Origin of the sequence: Proteus vulgaris, from assembly GCF_016239305.1 — a bacterium.
Taxonomy (GTDB): Bacteria; Pseudomonadota; Gammaproteobacteria; order Enterobacterales; family Enterobacteriaceae; genus Proteus; species Proteus vulgaris_C.
The window spans coordinates 50,296-74,306 of the sequence record NZ_JAEHOQ010000005.1 but is presented as its reverse complement, the minus strand read 5'-3'; the positions used below and the strand labels follow the sequence as shown (position 1 = coordinate 74,306).

Below are 24,011 nucleotides of genomic sequence, written 5' to 3'. Positions count from 1 at the left end.
TGCTTAAATTTTATGATTTTTAAGGTTTTCCTTTCTTCTTAGCCTTTCTAGTTATACTCAAGTTAATCAATATCAGTACTTGCTATTTGCTATGGTATATTGTTGATATCTCTCGATTCGATAATAGTTTGTACCAACAGATAATGATGGTATGCACTTGATGGTACATACCAACGGCTCAAAATATTGGCGTTTACAGTATCGCTTTGGCGGTAAGCAAAAAATGTTGGCGCTGGGTGCTTACCCTGATATCTCACTTGCAAAAGCCAGAGAAAAAAGAGATATAGCCAGAAAGTTAATAGCGAATGGTTTTGATCCCAGCGAAGCTTAATTGATTATAACTCTGCTTATAATATAACTGGCCAGTTCCTTACTACTACTCAGTTAGTGAATGATACAAACTCACCTGTGATTATGAAAAACCTATCAAAAAGAAATAATTTCACTTTTCTTTCTATTATTGTTTAGTGAGTATCGAATTAAGATAATAAATACGTATGAAAGAAATATAGATCATATTGTTTATCCAAAGCATAAAAAATAGTTACGTTATTATTCTAAAATAAGTATTTATTAGATTTTTTATTGTTAGTGTTTATTTTTACAACATCACGAATAATGAGCTTTATCTAATAAGAATAAATTTATTTGAGTAAAATTTAATATATTAAATTGAATTAAGTATTTTAAAGTCAATTGTGAGTGAAATGTTTTTTTTGCTACTTGTTCTTAACAAGTAACACTCTGTCATCTAAAAAAATAAATTGTAAATAACTAGGTAATAATACTTAATTAATTTATATGTGAAAATAGGATCATACAATTATGTTGGTGTTCTGTTTTAGATAGACAAATAAGGACTTAATAATGACACTCATTAGACAATAATTCTAAATTTGTTTTTTTGATTTAAAGCATTATCTGGATTGGCGATATTAAATGTAAGTATTGATATAAGCTCAGCCTATGTTTTGTTTATTATTTGTTTCAAAATTGTTTATAAAATTAAATGCGTGTGTATTTTACGTATTTTACGTGTAATTTTGCTGTTTCTTATTGAATATCAATAGCCAAGAATAGTCTTAATTTCTGATGAATAATGTCATTTTTAATCTTAATGCGAGTATTAATAAATTAATCTTCTGCTCATATACAGATTATCCTAATTTGTTTTTTGGTTTATTATACTTATTATTGATCTTTTTTCGATGCTATTCGATCTTTTAACCCTACATTCTATTAAAAATCATTACTATTTTTTATTTAATCTTAAGTTCTTTTACAAATTGAAAAGAAATATTTCAAGTTATAGTATGTGCGTAACGAAACTTAGTGGGTAATTAAAAAATATAAGTTAATTATTTCATTAATAATATCTAGGTAATTAGATTAAGGTTTAAATATCTTAATCTAATAAAGATAAGCTCTACTATTTTAAAAAAATGACGTTAGTCAGATATTAACTTACTTTTGAGGTATACATAATGACATTTAAGAAATTAAGCATCGTTGGCGCTGCAGTTGCATTATCTTTAGCATCTTTCGGTTCTATTGCTGATAATAATGGCGTAGTTAACTTCGTTGGTTCAGTTGTTGATTCTCCATGTAACATTGCTGACGAAAGTTTAAATCAAACAGTTAAATTTGGTGAAATTTCTCGTGTATTTTTAGAGCAAGGTAACGAAAGAGAAAGAGCATTCACTATTAAATTAGAACAATGTAACTTCGACAAATTCAAAAAAGACGAAAATGGCGAATGGTTACCTGTTAAAACTATGAAAATCCAGTTTGATGGACGTTCATATGCAGATGCAACAAATACACTGTTAGCAACTGACAGAACTAAAGCTAACAACGTTGGTATCGCTATTGATACTTACAAATTTGGTGAAGCGTCTGATATCTTAGCTAAAATGCGTAACAAACAAGGTACTAACGTACTTGAGTTTACAGCTTTAGCTAAAGCTGTTGATGCATCTAAAGAAGTTAAAGAAGGTGAATTCTCTGCTATCGCTGACTTCCGTATTTCATACGAATAATGCACCAATATATGTATAGGGGATTTTCCCCTATACATATTTAAATAATGGTAATGAGATGATGAAATTTAATAAAAATAAGTATCTGACTATTTTAAATACGATGGGAGTACTATTTTTTGTATCATCAGTCTCTTTTGCTTTTGATGACGTAGTAAAACCTAAAGTCCTCAAAGGTAATGCATCATTAGTTGGCTCAATTATAGCATCGCCTTGCTCTATTGAAATGGAAGATCGTTATCAATATATTCAATTTGGAGATATATCGTTATCTGCCATTGATAATAAAGTAAAGAGAGAAAGTTTAAGAAAGAAATTTTATATAAGATTATCGAGTTGTGTTAGTCAATATAGTGATACAGACAAAAAAGCATTAAATATTCAATTTAATGGATTAGAAGCTAATAATGATTCTATATTTTCAATGTCTGGAAGTTCTAATGGATTAGGTTTTTATATTTTAGATGAGGATGATAATATTATCACCCCTAATAAATCTTATTATATTGATCATCTTATATATCATACTAAAGATGCGAAAAGAGAACCTATATTAAATTATCAAATTGAGCTTGCTTTTACTAATCAAATAATAGAAGCAGGAAAACACTCTGCATTTGTGTATTTTTCAATCGATTATAAATAGATAATAAATTTATTTTGTTGAATCACATTATCACGGTGAATGAATATGCTAATTTCAAAAAATATGGCAAAAGTAGTTTTATTACTAACAATGTCACCGTGCTTCTATGCTTATTCTGTCGAATTTAATACAGATATTCTTGATGCTTCCGATGCCGCAAATATTGATATCAGCCAATTTAATAGTGCTGGCTATATTATGCCAGGGGATTACCATCTTACTATTTTTAGTAATGGTGAAAGGATCGGTCCTAGTCAAAAAGTCTCTGTTTATCCAATTGAAAAAACAGCATCTTCAGAAAATATATTTAATACTGTCTGTGTGCCTAGTAATAATCTCGAAAAATTAGGGTTAACAGAAGAAGCAGAAAAAAAAGTTCTAACACACCATGATGGCCAATGTTTAGATTTATCACCATTAACGGGGACAAATTTAACATTTGATTTGCCCGCACTTGCGCTTAAATTAACGGTTCCACAAACGTGGTTACAATATTCAGATCCTTCATGGGTACCTCCTTCACGTTGGGAAGAAGGTATTGTAGGTGCATTTATTGATTACACGTTATCACTCAGCGGTGCTAAATATAATTCAGGTTCTAAGTCTGTTTATGCATCTATGAATGGTACCAGTGGTTTTAATATGGGTGTTTGGCGTTTTCGTAGTGACTACAGTATGAGTTACCAGAAAGAAAACGGCGGAAATAGCAGTGATAAACATGAATCACATAATTTTGATTTCAATCGTTTTTATGCTTATCGTTCTATTAAAGCGTTGGCCGCGACATTAACTGTCGGTGAAAACTACTTTTATTCACAACTATTTGATGCTTGGCAATACACTGGTATCACCTTAGAAAGTGACGACCGCATGTTACCACCTAAGTTGGTAGGCTATGCGCCAGAAATTGTTGGTGTAGCAAAAACGAATGCGACCATTATTGTTAAAAGCCAAGATCGTATTATTTTAGAAACAACGGTTCCACCTGGACCATTTAGAATTCAGACTTTGGATAGCTCTATCCAAGGGCAATTAGATGTCACTATTCGTGAAGATAATGGTGAAGAACGTAAGTTTACTATTTCTACTGCAACACTGCCTTATTTAACTCGTCCTGGGCAAATCCGCTATAAATTAGTGGGGGGTAAATCACGTTATGAAGATCATAGATTAACGGGTGACACTGCAATTGGTGGTGAAATTTCCTATGGTGTGAGTAATGCGTGGAGCTTATATGGTGGTAGCCAATTATCTCAACACTACCAATCTGTTGCTGTTGGTGTTGGGCGTGACCTTTCTATGTTTGGTGCGCTCTCTTTTGATATCAACCAATCATTTGCTAAATTATCAGAGAGTGATAAACAAGGTCGTTCATATCGTGTGAACTACTCGAAATCATTTGATGAAGTAAAAACCAATATTACCTTTGCAGGTTATCGCTTTACAGATGAGGATTATCGTACCTTAAGTCAAGCCATGGAAGAGCGGAGAACTGGGCAGGATGCTTATTCTCCAAAAGAAAGTTACCAAATTTATTTAAATAAATATTTTGATAATTTCTCACTATCACTTAATTATCAACATAATACATTCTGGAATAGCCGTTCTCAAACACAATATGGTGTTTATGCGAATACGCGCTTCTCTTTATCTAAAGTGAAAATTCGCGATATTAACTTAACACTCTCTGCTTTCCGCTCTCAGCGTGAAGGCGTGAATGATGACACTTTGAGTTTGTATGTATCTGTGCCTTTCGATCAAGGTGGCAACCTGACTTTCTCTGAACAATATACAAAAACAGATGGAAAAGGGCGTTACAACCATAACGTGGGCTATAGTGGATATGATGAAGGTTTAAGTTACAGCATGAATGCAGGCTTAACACATGGAAAAGAAGTGGATTCAGAATCTTCATTTAGTGGTTATGTCAGCAAAGATATGAGTCTTGCAAACCTTGCAGCAAGTGCAAGTTATGTACCTAGTCAATATAAGAGTTTGAGCGGGACACTTTCAGGTGGTTTAACCGGAACATCTCATGGTCTGGTACTTCATCAACCTGCTTATGGTGATACACGCTTACTTATTGAAACACCGGGAATAGCAGGTGTTCCTATTGAAGGTGAATCAGTAAAAACTAATGCATTTGGATTAGCTGTTATACCAAGTGTTACTAGTTTCCGTAGTTCATCAGCGGCGATAGATGTAAGTGCATTACCGGATAACTATGACGCTATTGATACGATGACAGATGTCACTTTAACAAGAGGTGCAATTGGTTATCGTCAAATGAAAGTAATTAAAGGCTATAAGTTATTTGCTACAGTTAAGATGAGTGATGGTAAACATCCACCATTTGGGGCAAGTATTCGTAATAAAGATAATGTGGAATTAGGTATTGTTGGAGACGAAGGTATAGCTTGGGTAGTTGGTGTCGCTGAAAATGAAGAACTAGGTGTCTTCTGGGGAAATGAAAAGCGTTGCACCATTAATTTACCTGAAGCCATTGATCCCAAAACACAAATGCTATTAATGCCATGTAAGTGATGCTAATAAGGTTAACCGTAAATGAAAAAAGAATTTAATAAAACTGTTATTTCCACTCTTTTCATCTCATTAATGGGGATCTCTAGTGTTGCTCAAAGTGCAGTAACACTAGATAGAACGAGAGTGATTTTTCCTGGAACTGAAAAATCGATTAACATTACTATTCGTAATGATAATCCAACACTTCCTTATTTAGCACAAACATGGATTGATGATGCTAATGAGAAAAAATTAACAACAGGACCATTAATTGCGACGCCACCTATTCAGCGTCTAGATCCTAAATCATCAAGTATCGTTCAAATTAGTACGACACCTTCTATCGCATCATTACCAAAAGATAGAGAGACTGTTTTTTACTATAACTTACGTGAGGTTCCACCTAAATCTGAAGAAGCGAACGTTTTACAAATTGCATTACAAAGTAGAGTAAAACTGTTCTATCGCCCTGCTGAAATTCTGTCACAAGCAGACAGCATGTGGTTTCATAATGTGACATTAACACCGTCAGCGAAAGGGTATACCGTGAATAACGTGACACCTTTTTATTTAACTGTGATTGGATTGGCTTCAACACAAAAAGCATCTGAAACAGGTGCCTTTAGCGTTGTGATGATCCCACCTAAATCAGATCATGAATTCGCTGTACCTAAAACAAATGTTCCCTATATGACCATTATTAATGATTACGGCGGAAAACCGACGCTACAATTTAAGTGTGAACAAGCGAAATGCACAGTAGCAAAAGAAATGTAACATAAGGAATAGAATATGAATTCCCAGAAATTTCGTTATCTAAAAAATAGCTGTTTATCTATGATAATTTTATTATCTGGGAGTTATGCCTATGCCAAAATAATTACTATTGAAACAAAACCTTTACTAAATTCTACTGAGACGATAGAAAGTGCATATAACAATAAAAGCAGTGGTTATATTTATGTCACTGCTAATCTTGTCAGTTCACCCTGTAAGTTTATTGACTACAAAATAAAAAGTTATCGTCCAAAAAATAAATTTCTAAGTTATGATGTTTTTTTAATTACAGCGAATTTATCCGAATGTGGTATGGGTAATTCTTTTTCTCCACAGGCTGTTAAAAATATGACGGCACCGACTCCCATTAATTTATCTTTTATTGAATATGATCGTGTTTTGTCAAAGCAGAAATTTTCATTACAAAATGGTAGAAATGCATTGCAATTCGAAACGCGAGAATTAGGTGCTCATAGTTATCTGATGGAGATATATTATGAATAAGTTGATTTATCTACTATTGCCATTATGTAGCCTCTCCACTTATAGCTATGCAGGTGGTTCATTAGATATTTCTTTTATGGGAAATCTAGTTTCTACAGGATGTAAACTTCCTGAATCACCTTATAATTTAGAGGTTCAGCTTAATAAGATTAGTAGCAAATACCTTTATGAATATGGGCGTTCTCAACCTGTTGATTTTTCTATACCCATTGTTGATTGTTATGTGAGTGATTTAAATAAAACGATTTCAATAAAATTAAATAGTAATACTCTTGTAACAGATAAAGGTACTAGCTATTTAAAAACAGAAGGTGGCTCTAATGTTTTATTAGGTCTACTGGATAACAATGATGCAGTCATTAAATTTAATGAAAAAATTGATATGGCTCGTGTTTTAGTGACAGGTCAAAATGAACAAAACTTATTGAATTTTAAGGTTTATGCACGCCCACCTGTCACTGGGGATTTAAAAGAGGGTGCATTCTCATCAACCATTACATTTAATATAGATTATCAATAGGAGGCGATAATGAAAAAAATAATACTAGCGCTAACTATTGGCTTATTATATGTACCTATTTCATCTGCTGAAATTTATATTACCGTTAATGCAACACTAATTAATCCAGCATGTACTGTGACGGATGCGAAAGGAGCCAAAGAGCTGTTTGTTGATTTTCAAAATGTGGATGTTAATGCAATAGTAAAGACACCACCAAAAACTTTTGATGTATTAATTAAAGATTGTAACTTAAATAAAATGATGAATTTATATCTTTCTCCTAAAGATAATGGTTATTTTTCTTATAATGGTGTTGATGTATTAGCCACAACAACAGATCAATTAGGGATTGAATTTTCTGATATTACCAGTGGTAAACGTAAAATTAATGTTCAGCGTTATGAACGTATTACACCCATTCTTAGTAGCAGTAATTCAGGGAAAATATCACTAAGTACTCAGTTGGTCTCAAATCGATCTGGCACACAGCTTAAAATGGGACCTTTTACAGCTAATGTCTCGCTATTAGTTGATTATAATTAGAGGTTAGTATGAAGAATTTTTTAATAGTGCTAAATAAAATTTCTTACACTATTTTTGTAACAGGACTATTGTTAACAAATAATACAGTAGCGGCGCCAGCTAAAATATATACTAGTACTGCACAAAACGCTCAAGATGGATATATTATTGACTTAAGTCGAAATGCAAAAATCTCAACTATACCCAGTGTTGGTACTGATGGGGTTTATTATTATAAAATCGGTGATACTTATGTTATAAGTGATAAGGGATTACGTCCATCAGGGCGAGTTAATTGTACGGGGGCTTTTTATCAAGAGGATGCTAGTGTAAAAGCAACAAGTAGAGAAGGTTTTCATAGAATTTTTACTTATATTCCTAGAGCTCCAGGTAATGCAACAATTAATGGGTTACCTCTTTATCAATTGAGTTTTAATACCTTTGTGACTATTTATTCAAATAAAGGTATGGTGGATAAATGGATAAATTATAAAGCTGCAATATGTCAAACTGGTAGTGGTACTGCCACTATGAAAAGCTTTGTTTATCAATTCCCATTTGAAGTAACCGTTTATGTAAAAAAGAGAAACTTAGACGGGATTACGGTTATTCCTTCTTCTGATTTCGCTGGATATTCTCGTGCATACAGCACATTTCCATTAGCTCAAACGATGGCTAAATTGCCACAAATGATGCCAGTATCTAGTGTAACCGCACCTATGCGTTTAATTGGTGGTACTATTATTTCTCCAGCAGAATGCCGAACTGATGTAGGTGGAAGCTTAATTATTAACCACGGTGTATTAAATGCTGAAAAATATGAAAGTCGAGTCGTTAGACCAATTAATTTCTCTTGTGACCACGTTGTTCCAACCCCCGTTGAGTTTGAACTGTTTTATACCAAAGATGGTGATCCTCAACAACGTTTACCTTTAAAAGTCGATGGTACAGATAGAACTATCTATAGCAAAATTCAAATGATTGATGCTGAGACTGGTAATAGAGGACAGAAATTTATTTCTAGAGTTGGGCAATATAAGCAGATCCAAATAGAAAGTATATTAAAAGGAACAAATGCTAGTGGGGGAAATTATAGTGGTACAGCCGTATTAATTGCTGCTTATCCTTAATTCTTTCTTATTGATAAAAAACGCTATTAAATTTAATAGCGTTTTTTTTAAGATTGTGGCTTATTTAATTATCAACGGCTTTTTAATTAAACTCTAATACAAAGTTTGCGGAGGCACTCAGCTTGCCGGGTTTTACCTCATCACCATAACGATAATATTCAGCTTTTAATGGAACACTATTGATCCCACTGGTTAAATCTGCCAGTTTTACAAACTGATTATTAATTAATACCGTATCATCATTTAAAGGAGATGAAACCACAAAGCCCACACCTTTGGCATTATTTCTATTATCTTCATTATCGGGTTTAATAATTGTTTTTTGCCCTTCATAACTTGTTGTATTATGTGCCATTAATTTTATTTTAGCTGAAGCATCACCTGTACAATTAATTCTAAGATGTTCTTCGGCATATTGATTATCGCTTGGGAATCCGATATCAGAAAATGCGGTAATAGGCATTTTAGGCAAATTCATTTCAAGATTGGTATTTTCTGCACTACAAGATGTTGGCGCACTAATAATATTTACCGATAGACGATAACTGAAACCAACCGCTGTGGTTCCACCACCAGAATTAAAGCGATTAATTAATATAGAGCCAATATATTGTGTCGTAAAACGCTGTGATTTAGGGTTATCTTTAGTTGAGTAAACAATTACTGTAGCGTCTCTTGTATTAAGTTTAGGTGCATTAACAGGGATTTCTTGTCCAGGTTGGCTTCTAAATGCAAGACCAGATTGGTTTTCGATTAAAACATAAGCATAATCATCTAAGCCTACCGTAGGACCATTGCGTACAACATAATATGCAGGTCTACCATCAATATCTCCATAATATGTTGGTATTACACCACTACCTTCACTATATGTTGCATAAGCATAGAACTCAGCACCATCTGGGCAATCTGCGACTGCAACATCAGAGCCATCACGCTTAAATGTAAAACGAGCCACTTCTTGGTTCTTTTTAATCATCCCTTTTAGTTCAATCGTGCCACCTCTGGCATCCATCGTACCATGTTTGATCCCCCCGTTATTGACACAATCAGGTGCAGCATGGCTGTAAAAAGAGAGAGAAGATAAACTAAGAATAAAAATTAGAAATAATAATTTGTTCATCTTATTTTTTAAATTAGTCATTTTATTTCCTTATTTACACTCAGTATCTAAAATATATAAACCATTAACTGGCGCTGTATTATTAATGTCATAAGTTGCATGACAGCTTTTTTGCTCACCGTGAATAGTCCATGAAACCTGAATGTTGCCTTGTGGTTTATTGGCAACAAAATAGAGCTGATGGAAGCTCGCCACTAATTGCGTATCATCGTTATCAATTTCGGCTTTAGCGCCCATTGGGATGGTACTTTTATCAGGTGTCTGTAATGTCAGTAGAAATTTAAATCCTTTTTTAGCATCAAAATCCGCTAACACTAACGCCCCTTTGGTCGGAATAATATTACTAATAATATTGTTTGAGATTTCAGTGTTACTCGGGATCGAATTGGTATTAACGCTAATGCTATTTTTTTGGTAAGGTGACATACCAGAAACAACGGCTAACCCACTATTATTGGTTTTGATGGATTGGCCATTAACCACTTCTATGCCAGAGATATCCTTGGTCAATATTAATGCATTTGTTTGTTGTAATGAAGGCGTAAACACCGCGCCATATTGTGTTGCTACTAATGCCCCACTAATACCGTAGTTAATATTCTGTTTATCTTCTGTATATGAATATCCTGCATTAACGACAGCATTTTGTGCTTTATAAGAGCCATTTAAACCACCACTATAATTAATATCTTTATTGCCATATCCTTGATAAATATCCCAATTGGCTTGATTTTTATCACCATAGGTTCCGCTTAGACGTGCGGTTTGTAATACTTGGTTATCATTATTAGTCGAAATACCGTAATTAGCCCAAATGTAGTTTTCATTCCATGAAAATGGAATGCTAATATTCATACTTAAATCATGGCTATTTTTATTTTTATCGTTATAACGACTGCCATCATAATAAGTGTAATAAACGCTATAGTTAACTTTATTAATAGAGCTATTAATACCCGCATTATAAGAGTGAACGGTTTTCCCATCGATATACTTATAAATAACAGAATTCAAATTAACTGAAGCATTATTAGAAAATAAAGGCTGATTAATGGAGAATGTATATTCATTCTTCAATCCATTGCTTGGATTATATTTTGTGTCCTTGTGTTCCATTGCTTGTGTAAAATTAAGAAAATTGGCATCGAAATGGCGATAACCTACTAATGAAAGAGTGGTATCTGTTACTGATATATTTTTAGAATAATTGACTCTAAAGGCATTACCATGTAATGCATCATTGCCATGGTTAGTGGAGGATTTGGCATATAATAAATCTGTGGTGATTGCGCCATAGCTTCCTAAATTTACCCCTGTTCCGACACCAGCAGATTGGTATTTTTCACCAACAAGTACACCGCCATAAAGAGTAACGTAATCAGTTAAACCATAGAAAGCCTCAGTTTGAACAACATAGGCGCCATCACCACTATTATTACCGTCATATTTACCGGTTGAAAAGCTATATTTTATTTCACCTTTTCGTTCAAGATTGGCAATAGAAGAAAAGGGGACTATGAAATTTTTTTCAGAACCGTCGGCTTCAGTAACGCTAACATGTAAATTTCCACCACTATTCATAGGATAATAATCGGTAATATTAAAAGGCCCCGCAGGTACACTGCGTTTATAAATAACTTGGTCATTTTGAGTAATAGTGACTATAGATTCTGAATTGGCAATACCAGAAACACTCGGTGCATAAGTTCTATTTTGTGTTGGTGTCATTAATCTATCAGTGACTAATTTAATACCTCTAAATTTTACTGAATCAAATAATTGTGAAGAAGAATAAAGATCACCAATCATTAATTCACTATTAATGCTGATGATTGCTCTAGAAATCACATTACTTAGTGTATTCCATTTTTTATCTCCATTCTCATTCTTTGCCCATGTTGAATAGTTATTAAAGCGCCAAGATCCTAAGTTAACTTGGGTTTGAATATTGCCATAATAACTGTCTACTGTATTACCATGACTACGGCTATTAAATGAAGAAAAGGCATAATTAACTAATAATGCTGGAATACCTGAATCCCAATTTTTTATTTCATTTTCTTTTAATCTATCTTCGTTAACATATAACTGTGGTATCGTTAAAATATATTGTTTTCTATTTAAATCAAGATGGCCATAGGTATTATTGATATCGTTGAGATTAATAAAATCATTATTTTTGTTTTTATTAATCACCTCATGAGGGAGGTCAACACCTGCTTTATACCACTCTTCAGCTGTAAGACGAGGTGCTAATATTTTATTACCCTCTTCATCTTCCATGAGAATAAAATCAAACTCACGGGTTAGTACGCGATTATCATTCACAAAAAGGGTTACGTTATATTGACCTGGGGCAATACTATTCTCTCTAAAAACATTAAGGTCTTCATTGGTAACTTGTTGGGTACTCCCTTCAATATTTAATAGATTAGCAGGATAATAATCGTTTGCAGATATATTAGAAGAAGCCAATAAAGTACCAGCAACCAAGAGGTATAATGGTGATTTATTGAAATAATTATCCATTACTTTTTTCATATTGAATAATGTCTCTTATTATAATGAGAATTCAACTGGAAGACTTTTACCGAAATCATCAATATAAATTAATTTTATTTTCTCTTTACCTGAAATCACTTTATTTATATTAATAATGGTTTCTGATTGTGGTGCGAAGTAACTGGGTACTGCTTCAATTTCTTTGCCATCAATAATGAGCTTTCCAATATTTAAAAAATAGGGTGAATTGTTCACAACAACAAGATCGTTATTTTTATACGACCATTTCAATTGATTGATTTTACTTTCAATTTTAGGGTTATTTAGTGCGTCTGGTCGGTAGATAAGTTTAATTCTATTGGTCATAGAATAGCGTAAAACATTTTCTAAATTCTCATTGCTAGGTGCGACAAATTTCACATTGATCCAATATAGAGACTCAATATTATTGGGTAATGTAGTATTTTTAGTCACTTGTAAGGTGTTTTTTTGTTGTGCCATTAATTTGATTAATGGTGGAGTAATAACAAAATCTTGTGTTAATTTACCATTAAGATCTTCAACCCAAGACTGTAATAAGTAATTAGTATTTTTATCACTATTAAAAGCGACAAAACCTTCGTTATTATTATTTTCATTATAAATAACACGAGTGGTTTCTAAACCAAATCCAGCAAAGCTTGAGGTGATTGAGCTTAATAATAGCCCTAATCCTAAAAGTGTTTTTTTTAGTATCATAAATAAAGACCTTTTTAATAATCGCAGGTTAACGAATTAACCTGCGATTATTTATTATTGATAAGTTAGGGTGTAATTTAGAGTGGCATCAGCACGACCAGCTTCTACCTCATCATCGGTGCTGACGTATTTAGCAATAAAAGAGATAGTTTTAGATTTAAGGTCACCATTGTCTTTGATTTTATATTCTTCAGTGAAATTTATATTGTAAGGGGTACTTAAATCATATTGGTCGTAAATATGGATACCGACATTTTTAGCAGTATTAGGATCACTCGAATTATCTAATGCTAAAATTTGATCTGAACTACTGTCAGTTTTACCGGATAATTTTAATTTCACCGTACCTTGAGGGGGGCAGTTAATTAAAGAGATATCTAATTTACCATTACCCGCGCTACCACCAACTTCACTACCTGTACCATCAAATTCACTGGTCGCATAACGACCCATAGTGACATTACCATCAGAGCCTGTGCCGTTAATATCGATGGTACAAGTTGATGCATAAATTAAACCTGTAAAAGAAATTTGTCCTGATTGCTCTTCAGCAGAAGTTGTTGCACTTGCCGTTATTGCTGAAATAACGAAAGTGATTGGAAGTAGTTTTTTTGTTAAAATAGGCATTATTGATCCCTAGTGATTGATATAAATAGTATTTAATAGATCATATTAGGCGCTATTTATTCTAAGATTAGTTTATTCTACTGCTTATAAATCAACGAAAGGCATCAGGAGATATAAGCAATTTAAATAGATAGATCTAATAAAAATATAATCTTAAATAAAATAGCTTTTAGTATTAATCATAAAATTCATAATTAATTTTCACTACGTTACTTTTTATAATTAATACTAATTCTGGATACAGAAAATGACTTCAATTTTTGTACATGTGGATTCTATGTGGTTTATTTAATTATGTCTTATGCACAGTGTTACAAAATTTTCTTATGTAATTTAAAGAAATCATTAATAAGATAATAAAAATAAAATTATTTATTCTTTTTTTTCAATTGGTTAGTTTTTAATGTGGTATAAGGAAGAATGAGGGATAGTTTAAATTTACTTTATGGAAAATATATTTTGTTACAAATAGCATTAAGTTTAAAATATCAGTATGACAATACTTTATAATAAATAGTCATTTAAAGAAGAGTTTCTAATAATCTAGATAGAATAATTAATGAAAATAATTCCTATTAAAGTTTTTATGTTAATTTAAATATGTTGATTAAATTATTAATACTTAAAAATTCATCTTAAATACCTTTTATCGTATTTTCATTTTTCTATATAAAGTCGCAATACTTATTCCTAAGATTTCTGCTGCTTTCTTCTTTCCTTCCAATGTTGTTCCTGTTTTTTCTAATATGCTCATAATGGTTTGATATTCTGATGTTAAGCTTTTGGTTTTAAGAAGTTCTTGTGTGTTTAAAGATTGAGTTTGATATTCATGGGTTGTGTTAGTCTTGGTATAGACACGACTAAAATTTTCTTTTTCTAAAATATCGCCATGAGAAGTCTCTAACAAGTAAGGTGGAAGGTGGCTGAGGTTTAAATCGACGGTATCGCCTTGCATAACATACATATATTCAATCACATTGCGTAACTCTCTAATATTACCGGGCCAATCATAGGAATATAAGTAGTTAATAACAACGTTAGGGATCTTCGTGGAAGGTCTTTGATAGGTTAAAGCCAGATCATCAGCAAAGAATTGTGCAAGTTCTGCAATATCTTCTCGGTGATCACGTAATGCTGGTGTATGGATCGGAACAACATTGAGACGATAGAATAGATCTTCACGAAATTGCCCTTTATTTACCATTTCACGCAGATCTTTATTTGTGGCGGCAATAATACGCACATCAATATTAATCATATTATTAGAGCCAACACGGGTAATACTTTTTTCTTGAAGTACACGTAAAAGCTTGGCTTGTAAATGCAAAGGCATATCACCAATTTCATCAAGAAATAGGCTACCACCATGAGCTAATTCAAATTTACCAATACGCCCTTTGGGATCAGCACCACTAAAGGCGCCACGTACATAACCAAAAAGCTCACTTTCTAATAATTGCTCAGGAATAGCAGCACAGTTAATTGTAATAAAGGGTTGTTTTGTGCGTAGGCTTTGTTGATGAATAGTGTAAGCAACCACTTCTTTACCTGAGCCACTTTCTCCTGTGATAAGCACACTGGCATGACTTACGGCAACTTTACTTAACATGCTTTTTAAATGAAGCATATTTTGTGAATTACCAATTAAAGGAGAATGGGGATTTTCATCAACAGAAAGGGTATTTACCTGCGTCATATAATCACGGGCATCATGAAAGATAACCATGGTAAGTTGGTCATTATCAACCGATGAAAAGGTGATTTTTTTACACAGCACATGATAGCGTTGCTGGTTTAATATCAACCACGCTTCTTCATCACCATAAAGGATATCGCCTGTCATATCGATATCAAGAGATTGACCAATAAGCTCACAATCAAAAAAACGTAGAGCAGAAAGATTGGCATGCCAAATCTTACCTTGGCTATCAATAGCAATCACGCCTCTATCCATTACATCAATTAAATTTCGAAAAGTACCAAATCGCTCTTGTTCTCGAAGTCTTTCAAGGCATTCAAAAATACGGCTTGAGATCATTTCTGAAAACTGTTCGATAAAGGTAATAAAAGCTTGTTTTTGCTTCATCAAAAACATTTTTTGTTCTCGATTAGAACAGATAATTCCAATGACACCAATAACTTGGTTATTTAGAAAAATAGGGGCATTAAGATCAAGCTCTTCAGTGCAGGTTAAGCGATTTTGACAGAGCTGGCAGAGACTATTTTCTTTTGGATCTTCAATTAAAATAGTCTTTTGTACTTGTAGCACATGGCGATAAATATGCCCATTATTGGAGACATCTTGATTGAGCATATAGCGGTAACGACCCGTACCCGCGATACGAATTAAATTGTTATCAATAATTTCAACATCAGTACCAGTGATCCCTGCAATGGCATCGGTATATTTGCTGATTTCATCTTGCAGTGTACTAAGTAACGAGTGCATCAGATCCTCACCTTAAAGTTATCATTATTGATAATAAATTATCATCATCTATTTTTAATATTTTATTTAATTGTTATTTATTAATAAGTTAATTTGGTTTTGTATAAAGCTCACACAGTTTCTTATTATTGATAATTTATCAACTAAATAAAACCGTCTAGATCACAGCTTTTCTGTATCAGAAATTTCATATCTTAATCATCAAAACAATAAATATATTAAAAATCAATTAATTATATTTTTATTAGATACTTTTAGAGTAAGTTGGCATACATATTGCGATATAGGGGATAACCCTATGTATTCCGATTAATCGCGATATTGGGTTATCGCGAATTTTAAAGTGTGATTAAGAGGTAATTCCATGCAGGAGCAATTGCAGTACCTGATTAACCAAAGTTCATTTACGCGAAAACCAACCGCTGAGCTCGCCCCTTTTCGTTATGAAGAGTTAGTTAAAGCGTTAGATTTTCACAGAACTATTCCAGGATACGCACCTACACCGTTATTTCATTTACCCCAATTAGCCAAAACCTTAGGGATTGGTGAGTTATATCTTAAAGATGAATCTTTCCGTTTTGGTTTAAAAGCGTTTAAAGCGTTAGGTGGTGCTTATGCGATGGCACGCCATATTGCTGACTTCCTCGAAATGGACATAAGTGAATTACCTTATGAGGTAATGATCAGTGATGAGATCAGGAAAAAGTTAAATGGCGTGACTTTTGCGACAACCACTGACGGAAATCATGGACGTGGCGTTGCTTGGATGGCAAGACAGTTAAAGCAAAAAGCAGTGGTCTATATGCCAAAAGGATCATCACAAGAACGTTTGGATGCCATTTTACGAGAAGGTGCTGTTGCTGAAATCGTTGATATGAATTATGACGACGCCGTGAGAATGACGGCTGAAATGGCTGAAAAATATGGCTGGATCGTGGTTCAAGATACGGCATGGGATGGCTATGAAGAGATCCCTCTTTGGATCATGCAAGGCTATGGCACTTTAATGCTGGAATCTCTCGCCCAATTACATGAAGTACCACCGACGCATATTTTTGTGCAAGCCGGCGTAGGCTCTTTTGCGGGTATGGTGCAAGGGATGGTAACTGCTGCTTATGGCAAACAAGCCCCGAAAGTGATTGTGGCAGAAGCGCGTATTGCCGACTGTTTATATCAATCTGCCGTATCAGGAAAAGCGGATGCTATTCCTGTTGGCGGAGATTTACAAACGGTTATGGCAGGGCTTGCTTGTGGTGAAGCCAATAGTATTGGTTGGAATTTATTACGCGATTATTCAGCGGCATTTTTCTCTTGCCCTGATGCGGTCGCGACTAGGGGAATGCGGATTTTAGGGAATCCTTTACCCGGTGATCCGCACATCATTTCTGGTGAATCTGGCGCTGTGACAACTGGATTGCTCTCTATTTTAATGCAATCACCTGTTTATCAAAGCGCGAAAGAAGAGCTGGGATTAGATGAAAATGCAAGAGTGCTTGTGATAAGCACCGAAGGTGACACCGATCCTGAACGCTATCGCGATATCGTGTGGGATGGCGAGTTACCTAGCTTCAAACAATTTTAAAAAACAAATAAGTCTTTTGGAGTGAAAAAGTATGTTATCAGCAAACCGATTTGATGAAGTTATTAAGAATTGCCAATTATTAATCCAACAAAAAAGCTATTCGGGTGAAGAAGGTAACGTTGTTAAAGTCATAGAAGAGATGATGAAAAGCTATGATTTTGACGATATTCATATTGATAAATACGGCAATATTATTGGTGGAATAATAGGTCAACACCCAGGGAAAACCCTTGTTTTTGATGGTCATATCGACACAGTACCTGTCAGTGAGCGTGATTGGAAAGAAAAGCCTTATGGTGCAGAAATAAAAGACGGCAAGATTTATGGTCGTGGTACTAGTGATATGAAAGGTGCTGTGGCTGCGATGATTTCGGCAATTGGTTTTTATGGCCAAGATAATCAGCGCAATTTTGCTGGCCGTATTTATGTCTCTTGTATTGTGCATGAAGAATGCTTTGAAGGCGTGGCGGCAAGACTGGTTTCAGAGCGCTATAAACCTGATTACGTGGTGATTGGTGAAGCCTCTGAATTAAACCTGAAAATAGGCCAACGTGGTCGTGCTGAAATAGTTGTTGAAACTTTTGGTAAACCTGCACACTCCGCTAATCCAGATGCAGGGATCAACTCTGTTTATAAAATGGCAAAACTGATCGAGAAGATCAGAACCTTAACGCCGTCTGTTCACCCAGTATTAGGAAAAGGGATCTTAGAACTGACGGATATAAAATCCTCACCTTATCCCGGTGCTTCGGTTGTACCTGAGTATTGCCGAGCCACTTACGATCGTCGCTTGTTAGTGGGTGAAACCAAAGAAGAAGTGCTGGCGCCATTACAAAAAGTGATTGATGAACTATCTGCTCAAGATACTGATTTTAAAGCTAAAGTCTCTTATGCTTATGGAACTGAGAAATGTTACACCGGTGCCACTATTGAAGGTGAACGTTTCTTCCCTGGCTGGGTATTAGAAGAGAGTGATCCTTATGTACAAAGCGTTTTAACAGGGCTGCAAGAGTCGGGCTTTAAACCTACGGTCACACAATACTCTTTCTGTACTAATGGTAGCCATTACGCGGGTGAAGCGGGCATTAAAACTATAGGTTTTGGTCCATCTCGCGAAAACCTGGCGCACACCATTGATGAGTATATCGAAATTGAACAACTAAAAGGTGCAGCAAGCGGTTACTACAGCATTATGAACAGCCTTTATCACCTTTAATTCTTACTCAAATAAATCCTTACTAGAAGAGTATCTGGCGAAATAGTCAGATGCTCTTTGGAGAAATAACAGAATGAAAACAATATTTAAAAACGCCACTGTTATTGATGGAACAGGGGCAAGTGCATTTCAAGCTGATGTTGTGGTTAATGAAGGAAAAATAATAAAAATCGGTCAGATTGATGCTAAAACAAATGATCAGATTATTGATGCTACTGGAAAAATTGTCTGCCCTGGTTTTATTGATACGCATACTCACTCTGATCTTTCAGCATTACTTAATCCCGCATTATCCGCAAAAATTCGTCAAGGGATCACCACGGAATTGCTAGGGCAAGATGGTGTCGCATTAGCACCATTGCCTGAGCAGTATATTTCTGCATGGCGTAAGAATATCGCGGGGTTAGATGGTGATTCTGACAGTATTGATTGGCATTTTAAAAATACCGAAGGTTACTTAGGGATGTTGGAAGCCAGAGGCTCTGCAACCAATCTCGCTTATCTTGTACCTCATGGCAATATCAGAATGGAAGCAATGGGATTAGAAGGTAATCCTTCTACTCGTGAAGATGTCGCCAAAATGTGTGAGATCTTAGAGCGTGAACTAAAAGCAGGGGCATTTGGTTTATCAACAGGGTTGATTTATATGCCTTGTGCTTTTGGCGATACTGCTGAAATGATCGAACTTTGCAAGGTTACCGCGAAGCACAACGGTATTTTTGTCGTTCACCAGCGTAGTGAAGCCGACGATATTATTCAGTCTACTCAAGAGCTTATTGATATCGCTAAAGCATCTGGAGTTTGGTTGCATATTTCTCATATGAAAGTGTGTGGCAAGAAAAACTGGAGATTAATCGACGAAATGCTCGGTATGTTAGAGCAAGCCCAAAAAGAGGGTATTCGTATCTCTTTTGACCAGTATCCGTATGTGGCAGGCAGCACTATGCTTGGGGTGATTTTACCGCCTTGGGTACATGCGGGAGGAACAGAGAAATTATTAGAACGCTTAGCTTCTCCTGAACTGCGTAAAAAGATGATTGAAGATATTGAAAAAGGTATTCCGGGTTGGGATAACTTTATTGATTTCGCTGGATTAGAAAATATTTATGTCACCAGTTCTAAAACAGAAAAAAACCAAGATGCGGTTGGACTTAGCCTTGTCGAGCTAGGTAAATTGAGAGGAAAAGATCCCTATAACGCTACGTTTGATCTGCTATATGAAGAAGAAAATGCGGTAGGAATGGTGGATTTTTACGGTACAGAAGAGCACGTTATCAAATTCTTATGTCGTCCTGAGCAAAACGTCTGTACTGATGGATTAATGGGCGCAGGAAAACCTCATCCTCGTGTATTTGGTGCATTCCCGCGTGTTTTAGGGAAATACGTCAGAGAAGAAAAATGCCTCACTTGGGAACAAGCTATTCGCAAAATGACAGGTAAACCAGCGGAAGTCCTTCGATTAACCGACAGAGGCTTAATTAAAGAAGGGTATGCGGCAGACATTGTGATGCTTGATCCTGAAACCATTATTGATAAAGGCACGTTCGTTGAACCAAACCAATATCCAGAAGGGATTGATTTGGTGATGGTTAATGGGCGTATCGCTTTAATTAATGGAGTCGAAAGTTACGCCTGTAGCGGTCATGTTTTAAGGGCATAACAACCCAATAGCGCTCTTAAACGTTTAAACCTTATCTCTGTTTATCACGGTTGTTCTTCAACCGTGATGGTTTCCCCTTACCTGAGGAACAGGAAAATGAGTTCAAATATTATTCCAGACCTTCAACAGAAGAAGACATGGAAAGCTCGTTACACCGTTTTATCTTTGATTTGGTTAGCATGGTTACTTTCATTCTTAGATAGAATGGTGATGAGTGTTTCGTTACCTTTTATTGGGCGTGATCTTAACCTTGATACTACTCAACAAGGCCTAATCATCAGTGCATTCTTTGTCGGTTATGCTGCATTCCAAATACCGGGTGGTTTCTTAGCTGACCGCTTTGGTGCACGTAAAATTATGGCGATTGGGATTGCTTGGTGGTCAGTATTTACCAGTTTAACGGGAATGGTGTTTACATTACCGTTAATGTTAGCGGTGCGATTCTTATTTGGTATTGGTGAAGGGTGTTTTCCATCAGCCTCTTGGAAAATGATCTCAACCTATTTCCCATCTAAAGAGCGTGGTCGTGCTACTGCAATTCAATCAACAGTAAATACGTTAGGGCCAGCATTAGCCGTAATTGTTGCAGCCAGTATTATCGGTGCTTTTGGCTGGCATATGGTGTTTATTGTCTTAGGTATTCCGGGCTTATTAATTGCCGCAGGTATCTACTTCTTTACTCGTGATAATCCAAAAGATCACCCAAGTATTACTCAGCAAGATCTCGATGAATTAGCGGCAGATGGTACATTAACGGATAAACCTGTTGAAGCCGTACCTTTTAAAGATGTGTTAAAAATGCCAGTGTTATGGCAAATGGCAGCCATTTGGTTTCTGTTTGATATTACCTTTTGGGGATTTTCAACATGGTTACCAAGCTATTTAATTACCGTTCGTGAATTCTCTTTAGCAAAAACAGGAGTAATGGCAGCTATTCCATTCTTATTTGGTGCTGGTGGAACATTATTAGGCGGTTATGTTTCTGATAAATGTAAATCACAGCGTAAATGGCTATATATGGTTACCGCAGTGATTGCCGCTGGCTTTTTATATATGACCTATACCGTTGAAAGTGCTGATATGGCTGTTGTATATCAGTGTATTTCAGCATTATTTATGTTCTTCGCCATGGCAATGTTCTGGGGTATTTTAATGGATACTATCCCAAATAAAATCATGGGGCGTGCTTCGGGTATTGTTAACTTTGGCGGTCAAATGGCTGGTGTTGTTTCCGCACCTGTTATGGGCTTCTTAATTAAAGCGAGTGGTGGCAGTTATGATAGTGCATTTATGTTTATGATAATTGCATTAGTTGCTTCTGCTGTTGTGACGTTCACCGTTAAAATGAGAAATACACCAGCACCCATTTAATTAATCAGTATTAATAATGTTTATATTTAAATAAGTGTGATGTTATTAAAATAAATAAGATTAATTAAATAGAATAAATGTATTAACTGTAAGATTTATTTATTAAAACTCACTATACGCTTTATTGATTTTTTAATTTAAAAAATCTTATTGCAGGGTATTTTTGTCTTAAAAAAAGCCACGATTAAAAAATCGTGGCTTTGCTTTTGTTAAATTAATAACATTATTTGCTTATAAGCACAAAATCATTACCACTAAAACAGAGTGTGGCATCACCTCGGATCACTCGATGATGAGCAATATGGCGTTGGCTATTTAATGAGGCATGTTGCTTCATCATATAAGCTTCTAAATGCCATGCAATAAGTTGCTTAGCGAGCTTTTTATTAGCGTGCTGACTACGTTCTGATTGCACTTTTACACTAATACCTGTGGCAATATGTGTTGCTCTGACTGCAGATTCTGTTTTGTTAACATGCTGACCACCGGGGCCATTTGAACGCATGGTTTCAAAGACAATTTCTTTGTCATTAATTTCATCAGGTTGTTCAAAACAAGCGACACCAATAAACCAATTTTTACGCTTGTGTCGAGGCCGTAATGTACTTGCACATTGCCATTGTATTGAACCCGCCCATTGTTGTGCGATAGCTTGTGCATCAGCACCTTCTAGAAACACTAATGCAGATTTTAAACCATAACGTGAAGGTTCTTTTTCAAGCACTGTCACGTTAATTTGTTGTTTTGATACTGATTTTAAAAAGTAATTTAAGGCTTTTTCAACCGCTAAACAGCACTCTTCAGGGCCTTGTGCGGAGGTGAATTGTAATAACATTACGCCATCTCCCCACTTGTTTTGTAGGTGATCACTGGTTTTAAGCGGGCAATAACCTCGATTAATCCAATGCTCACCATACTTTCAATCACTGTTTCAATTGATTTATAAGATTGTGGCGCTTCTTCATAAATCAGTTGTTTATTGGCACAAATAATACGGCTACCTAATGCAGTTCGTGAAAGTTGTAATGGCGTAAAACGGTGTGATAAACGCCCTTTACACTCTGTACGCATCCATTTTCTGCCTGCACCATGAGGTAATGAATGAAGGCTTAATTCAGACACAATGGGTTTAACAATATAACTGTAATCACCACGTGACCCTGGAATAACCACCATATCGTGATGTGCGGGTGTTGCACCTTTGCGATGTAACCAGCCTTGTTGACCGTGTAACTCACTAGGCTCTACAAGATTATGATTTACATCAGAAATAACTTCACCTTGAGTACGAATTTGGCGCATCATTCTTTCACCAATAAGGCGACGATTTAGCTTTGCATAATCAAGCGCTTTATTGTGAGCTTGCAAATATTCATTTGCGTCATCAGTGTTTGCAACCAGTCCTTTATGACCAAATTGTTCGGTGTGGGCACGTAAGATAGCTTGTCCTAAACCTCTCGACCCGCTGTGGACTAATAGTAATAACTGCTTTTTATTGATACCACTTTCAGCAAAAAGTATTTCATTAATCACTTGGTCAATTTGCTGGAATTCAGCAAAGTGATTACCACCACCAATAGAGCCTAAAGAGCCAGCAAAAGGGTGGTTTTTCATTTCAGTCGGTAGATGAGTTTCTAACCATTCTGAAGGTGCGATATCACTCATTTCACTCAACTGTTTTTCTGCTTTATCTAAGTTGAGTTTGCTGTTTTTAAATTCAGTTTGAAAAAGTGTCATACCACAGCCGATATCATTTCCGACTAAAGCAGGGTAAAAACGATTAACAGAAAAAAAGGCTGCCCCAATAGGATAACCGCGACCCGGATGTAGATCTGGCATACCTGCGACATAAGTCATATCAGGAAGTTGAGCTGTTGTTTCTAGTTGTTGGATTGCTTTGCTTTCAATCCAAGTACTATCTGATGCGATATAACAAACGCTATCAGATAAATAATGAACACACTTGTCCATATACCAATCCATATAATGTAAAGGATAAAAAATAAATTGATTGGCGGACAGCAAAAAGAAGGAAAAAGATTACTTCTGAGATTGTCCGCAAAGAGTATTCATATTTGTAGTTGTCATGGGATACCTCCT

The 24,011-nt window shown here is 35.2% G+C and carries 19 protein-coding genes and 1 pseudogene; 13 read left to right on the top strand and 7 right to left on the bottom strand.

The annotated features are described in order from the left end of the window. Nucleotides 1-136: 136 nt before the first annotated feature. From JEP40_RS05010 to JEP40_RS04970, 9 genes and pseudogenes are all read left to right on the top strand, one after another. Nucleotides 137-325: pseudogene (locus JEP40_RS05010) on the top strand (Arm DNA-binding domain-containing protein); the annotation flags it as partial. Between the two features lie 1,159 nt (nt 326-1,484). After that, entirely contained in the window at nt 1,485-2,039 is a 555-nt protein-coding gene (locus JEP40_RS05005; protein WP_166540337.1) for a fimbrial protein, read from the top strand. A 58-nt stretch (nt 2,040-2,097) separates the two neighbouring features. Then, nucleotides 2,098-2,685, top strand: a complete 588-nt coding sequence (locus JEP40_RS05000) for a fimbrial protein (RefSeq protein WP_198622718.1) — start codon at nt 2,098-2,100, stop codon at nt 2,683-2,685. Nucleotides 2,686-2,724: 39 nt separating this feature from the next. After that, nucleotides 2,725-5,229: a fimbria/pilus outer membrane usher protein gene (locus tag JEP40_RS04995; RefSeq protein ID WP_420094336.1), complete on the top strand. Its 2,505-nt coding sequence runs from the start codon at nt 2,725-2,727 to the stop codon at nt 5,227-5,229. A 21-nt stretch (nt 5,230-5,250) separates the two neighbouring features. Then, nucleotides 5,251-5,985, top strand: coding sequence for a molecular chaperone (locus JEP40_RS04990; protein WP_165121786.1), 735 nt, complete (start codon nt 5,251-5,253; stop codon nt 5,983-5,985). Nucleotides 5,986-6,000: 15 nt separating this feature from the next. Further along, the gene (locus JEP40_RS04985; protein ID WP_198622716.1) at nt 6,001-6,489 is read left to right on the top strand and encodes a hypothetical protein; all 489 of its coding nucleotides are present in this window, start codon (nt 6,001-6,003) and stop codon (nt 6,487-6,489) included. Continuing rightward, nucleotides 6,482-7,009 carry a fimbrial protein gene (locus tag JEP40_RS04980; protein ID WP_198622715.1) on the top strand — a complete coding sequence of 176 codons (528 nt, stop codon included), beginning with the start codon at nt 6,482-6,484 and terminating at the stop codon, nt 7,007-7,009. The genes JEP40_RS04985 and JEP40_RS04980 overlap by 8 nt, the downstream gene beginning before the upstream one ends. Nucleotides 7,010-7,018: 9 nt before the next feature. Next, a complete protein-coding gene (locus tag JEP40_RS04975; RefSeq protein ID WP_198622714.1) occupies nt 7,019-7,534 on the top strand; it encodes a fimbrial protein in 516 nt (171 codons plus the stop codon). 8 nt (nt 7,535-7,542) lie between these two features. Continuing rightward, nucleotides 7,543-8,643 (top strand): hypothetical protein, encoded by a 1,101-nt coding sequence (locus JEP40_RS04970; RefSeq protein WP_198622713.1) that lies wholly within the window; start codon nt 7,543-7,545, stop codon nt 8,641-8,643. A gap of 82 nt (nt 8,644-8,725) precedes the next feature. On the opposite strand, the gene JEP40_RS04965 is transcribed toward JEP40_RS04970, so the two are convergent. From JEP40_RS04965 to JEP40_RS04945, 5 genes are all read right to left on the bottom strand, one after another. Continuing rightward, nucleotides 8,726-9,787 carry a fimbrial protein gene (locus JEP40_RS04965; protein WP_232799156.1) on the bottom strand — a complete coding sequence of 354 codons (1,062 nt, stop codon included), beginning with the start codon at nt 9,785-9,787 and terminating at the stop codon, nt 8,726-8,728. Between the two features lie 9 nt (nt 9,788-9,796). Then, a complete protein-coding gene (locus JEP40_RS04960; RefSeq protein WP_198622712.1) occupies nt 9,797-12,307 on the bottom strand; it encodes a fimbria/pilus outer membrane usher protein in 2,511 nt (836 codons plus the stop codon). 18 nt (nt 12,308-12,325) lie between these two features. Beyond that, a complete protein-coding gene (locus JEP40_RS04955; protein WP_198622711.1) occupies nt 12,326-13,006 on the bottom strand; it encodes a molecular chaperone in 681 nt (226 codons plus the stop codon). Between the two features lie 54 nt (nt 13,007-13,060). Next, on the bottom strand, nt 13,061-13,633 hold the full coding sequence (locus tag JEP40_RS04950; RefSeq protein WP_198622710.1) for a fimbrial protein: 573 nt from the start codon (nt 13,631-13,633) through the stop codon (nt 13,061-13,063). A gap of 646 nt (nt 13,634-14,279) precedes the next feature. Next, nucleotides 14,280-16,082, bottom strand: a complete 1,803-nt coding sequence (locus JEP40_RS04945) for a sigma-54 interaction domain-containing protein (RefSeq protein ID WP_198622709.1) — start codon at nt 16,080-16,082, stop codon at nt 14,280-14,282. A gap of 364 nt (nt 16,083-16,446) precedes the next feature. On the opposite strand from JEP40_RS04945, the gene dpaL reads away from it, so the two are divergent. The 4 genes from dpaL (at nt 16,447) to JEP40_RS04925 (ending at nt 21,911) form a co-directional block, all read left to right on the top strand. Next, nucleotides 16,447-17,664, top strand: a complete 1,218-nt coding sequence (gene dpaL / locus JEP40_RS04940) for a diaminopropionate ammonia-lyase (RefSeq protein WP_198622708.1) — start codon at nt 16,447-16,449, stop codon at nt 17,662-17,664. Nucleotides 17,665-17,695: 31 nt separating this feature from the next. Further along, nucleotides 17,696-18,880, top strand: coding sequence for a YgeY family selenium metabolism-linked hydrolase (locus tag JEP40_RS04935; protein ID WP_198622707.1), 1,185 nt, complete (start codon nt 17,696-17,698; stop codon nt 18,878-18,880). A gap of 73 nt (nt 18,881-18,953) precedes the next feature. Next, nucleotides 18,954-20,540 (top strand): N-acyl-D-amino-acid deacylase family protein, encoded by a 1,587-nt coding sequence (locus JEP40_RS04930; protein WP_198622706.1) that lies wholly within the window; start codon nt 18,954-18,956, stop codon nt 20,538-20,540. A gap of 96 nt (nt 20,541-20,636) precedes the next feature. Then, complete coding sequence (locus tag JEP40_RS04925; RefSeq protein WP_198622705.1) at nt 20,637-21,911, top strand: MFS transporter; 1,275 nt, start codon at nt 20,637-20,639, stop codon at nt 21,909-21,911. A gap of 223 nt (nt 21,912-22,134) precedes the next feature. Here the strand turns inward: JEP40_RS04925 and prfH are convergent, their stop codons facing one another. Together prfH and JEP40_RS04915 are read right to left on the bottom strand one after the other, a co-directional pair. Then, nucleotides 22,135-22,746 (bottom strand): peptide chain release factor H, encoded by a 612-nt coding sequence (prfH, locus tag JEP40_RS04920; RefSeq protein ID WP_198622704.1) that lies wholly within the window; start codon nt 22,744-22,746, stop codon nt 22,135-22,137. Continuing rightward, the gene (locus JEP40_RS04915; protein WP_232799155.1) at nt 22,746-23,882 is read right to left on the bottom strand and encodes an RNA ligase RtcB family protein; all 1,137 of its coding nucleotides are present in this window, start codon (nt 23,880-23,882) and stop codon (nt 22,746-22,748) included. The genes prfH and JEP40_RS04915 overlap by 1 nt, the downstream gene beginning before the upstream one ends. Nucleotides 23,883-24,011 lie beyond the last annotated feature (129 nt).

What these genes read in the sequence shown, in the direction of transcription:
- JEP40_RS04945 (WP_198622709.1), bottom strand. Translation starts at nt 16,082, where the DNA reads ATGCACTCGTTACTTAGTACACTGCAAGATGAAATCAGCAAATATACC.
- JEP40_RS04915 (WP_232799155.1), bottom strand. Translation starts at nt 23,882, where the DNA reads ATGGACAAGTGTGTTCATTATTTATCTGATAGCGTTTGTTATATCGCA.
- JEP40_RS04990 (WP_165121786.1), top strand. Translation starts at nt 5,251, where the DNA reads ATGAAAAAAGAATTTAATAAAACTGTTATTTCCACTCTTTTCATCTCA.
- JEP40_RS04925 (WP_198622705.1), top strand. Translation starts at nt 20,637, where the DNA reads ATGAGTTCAAATATTATTCCAGACCTTCAACAGAAGAAGACATGGAAA.
- JEP40_RS04950 (WP_198622710.1), bottom strand. Translation starts at nt 13,633, where the DNA reads ATGCCTATTTTAACAAAAAAACTACTTCCAATCACTTTCGTTATTTCA.
- JEP40_RS04985 (WP_198622716.1), top strand. Translation starts at nt 6,001, where the DNA reads ATGAATTCCCAGAAATTTCGTTATCTAAAAAATAGCTGTTTATCTATG.
- JEP40_RS04975 (WP_198622714.1), top strand. Translation starts at nt 7,019, where the DNA reads ATGAAAAAAATAATACTAGCGCTAACTATTGGCTTATTATATGTACCT.
- JEP40_RS04960 (WP_198622712.1), bottom strand. Translation starts at nt 12,307, where the DNA reads ATGAAAAAAGTAATGGATAATTATTTCAATAAATCACCATTATACCTC.
- JEP40_RS04980 (WP_198622715.1), top strand. Translation starts at nt 6,482, where the DNA reads ATGAATAAGTTGATTTATCTACTATTGCCATTATGTAGCCTCTCCACT.
- JEP40_RS04970 (WP_198622713.1), top strand. Translation starts at nt 7,543, where the DNA reads ATGAAGAATTTTTTAATAGTGCTAAATAAAATTTCTTACACTATTTTT.
- JEP40_RS05005 (WP_166540337.1), top strand. Translation starts at nt 1,485, where the DNA reads ATGACATTTAAGAAATTAAGCATCGTTGGCGCTGCAGTTGCATTATCT.
- JEP40_RS05000 (WP_198622718.1), top strand. Translation starts at nt 2,098, where the DNA reads ATGATGAAATTTAATAAAAATAAGTATCTGACTATTTTAAATACGATG.
- JEP40_RS04965 (WP_232799156.1), bottom strand. Translation starts at nt 9,787, where the DNA reads ATGACTAATTTAAAAAATAAGATGAACAAATTATTATTTCTAATTTTT.
- prfH (WP_198622704.1), bottom strand. Translation starts at nt 22,746, where the DNA reads ATGTTATTACAATTCACCTCCGCACAAGGCCCTGAAGAGTGCTGTTTA.
- JEP40_RS04955 (WP_198622711.1), bottom strand. Translation starts at nt 13,006, where the DNA reads ATGATACTAAAAAAAACACTTTTAGGATTAGGGCTATTATTAAGCTCA.
- dpaL (WP_198622708.1), top strand. Translation starts at nt 16,447, where the DNA reads ATGCAGGAGCAATTGCAGTACCTGATTAACCAAAGTTCATTTACGCGA.
- JEP40_RS04995 (WP_420094336.1), top strand. Translation starts at nt 2,725, where the DNA reads ATGAATATGCTAATTTCAAAAAATATGGCAAAAGTAGTTTTATTACTA.
- JEP40_RS04930 (WP_198622706.1), top strand. Translation starts at nt 18,954, where the DNA reads ATGAAAACAATATTTAAAAACGCCACTGTTATTGATGGAACAGGGGCA.
- JEP40_RS04935 (WP_198622707.1), top strand. Translation starts at nt 17,696, where the DNA reads ATGTTATCAGCAAACCGATTTGATGAAGTTATTAAGAATTGCCAATTA.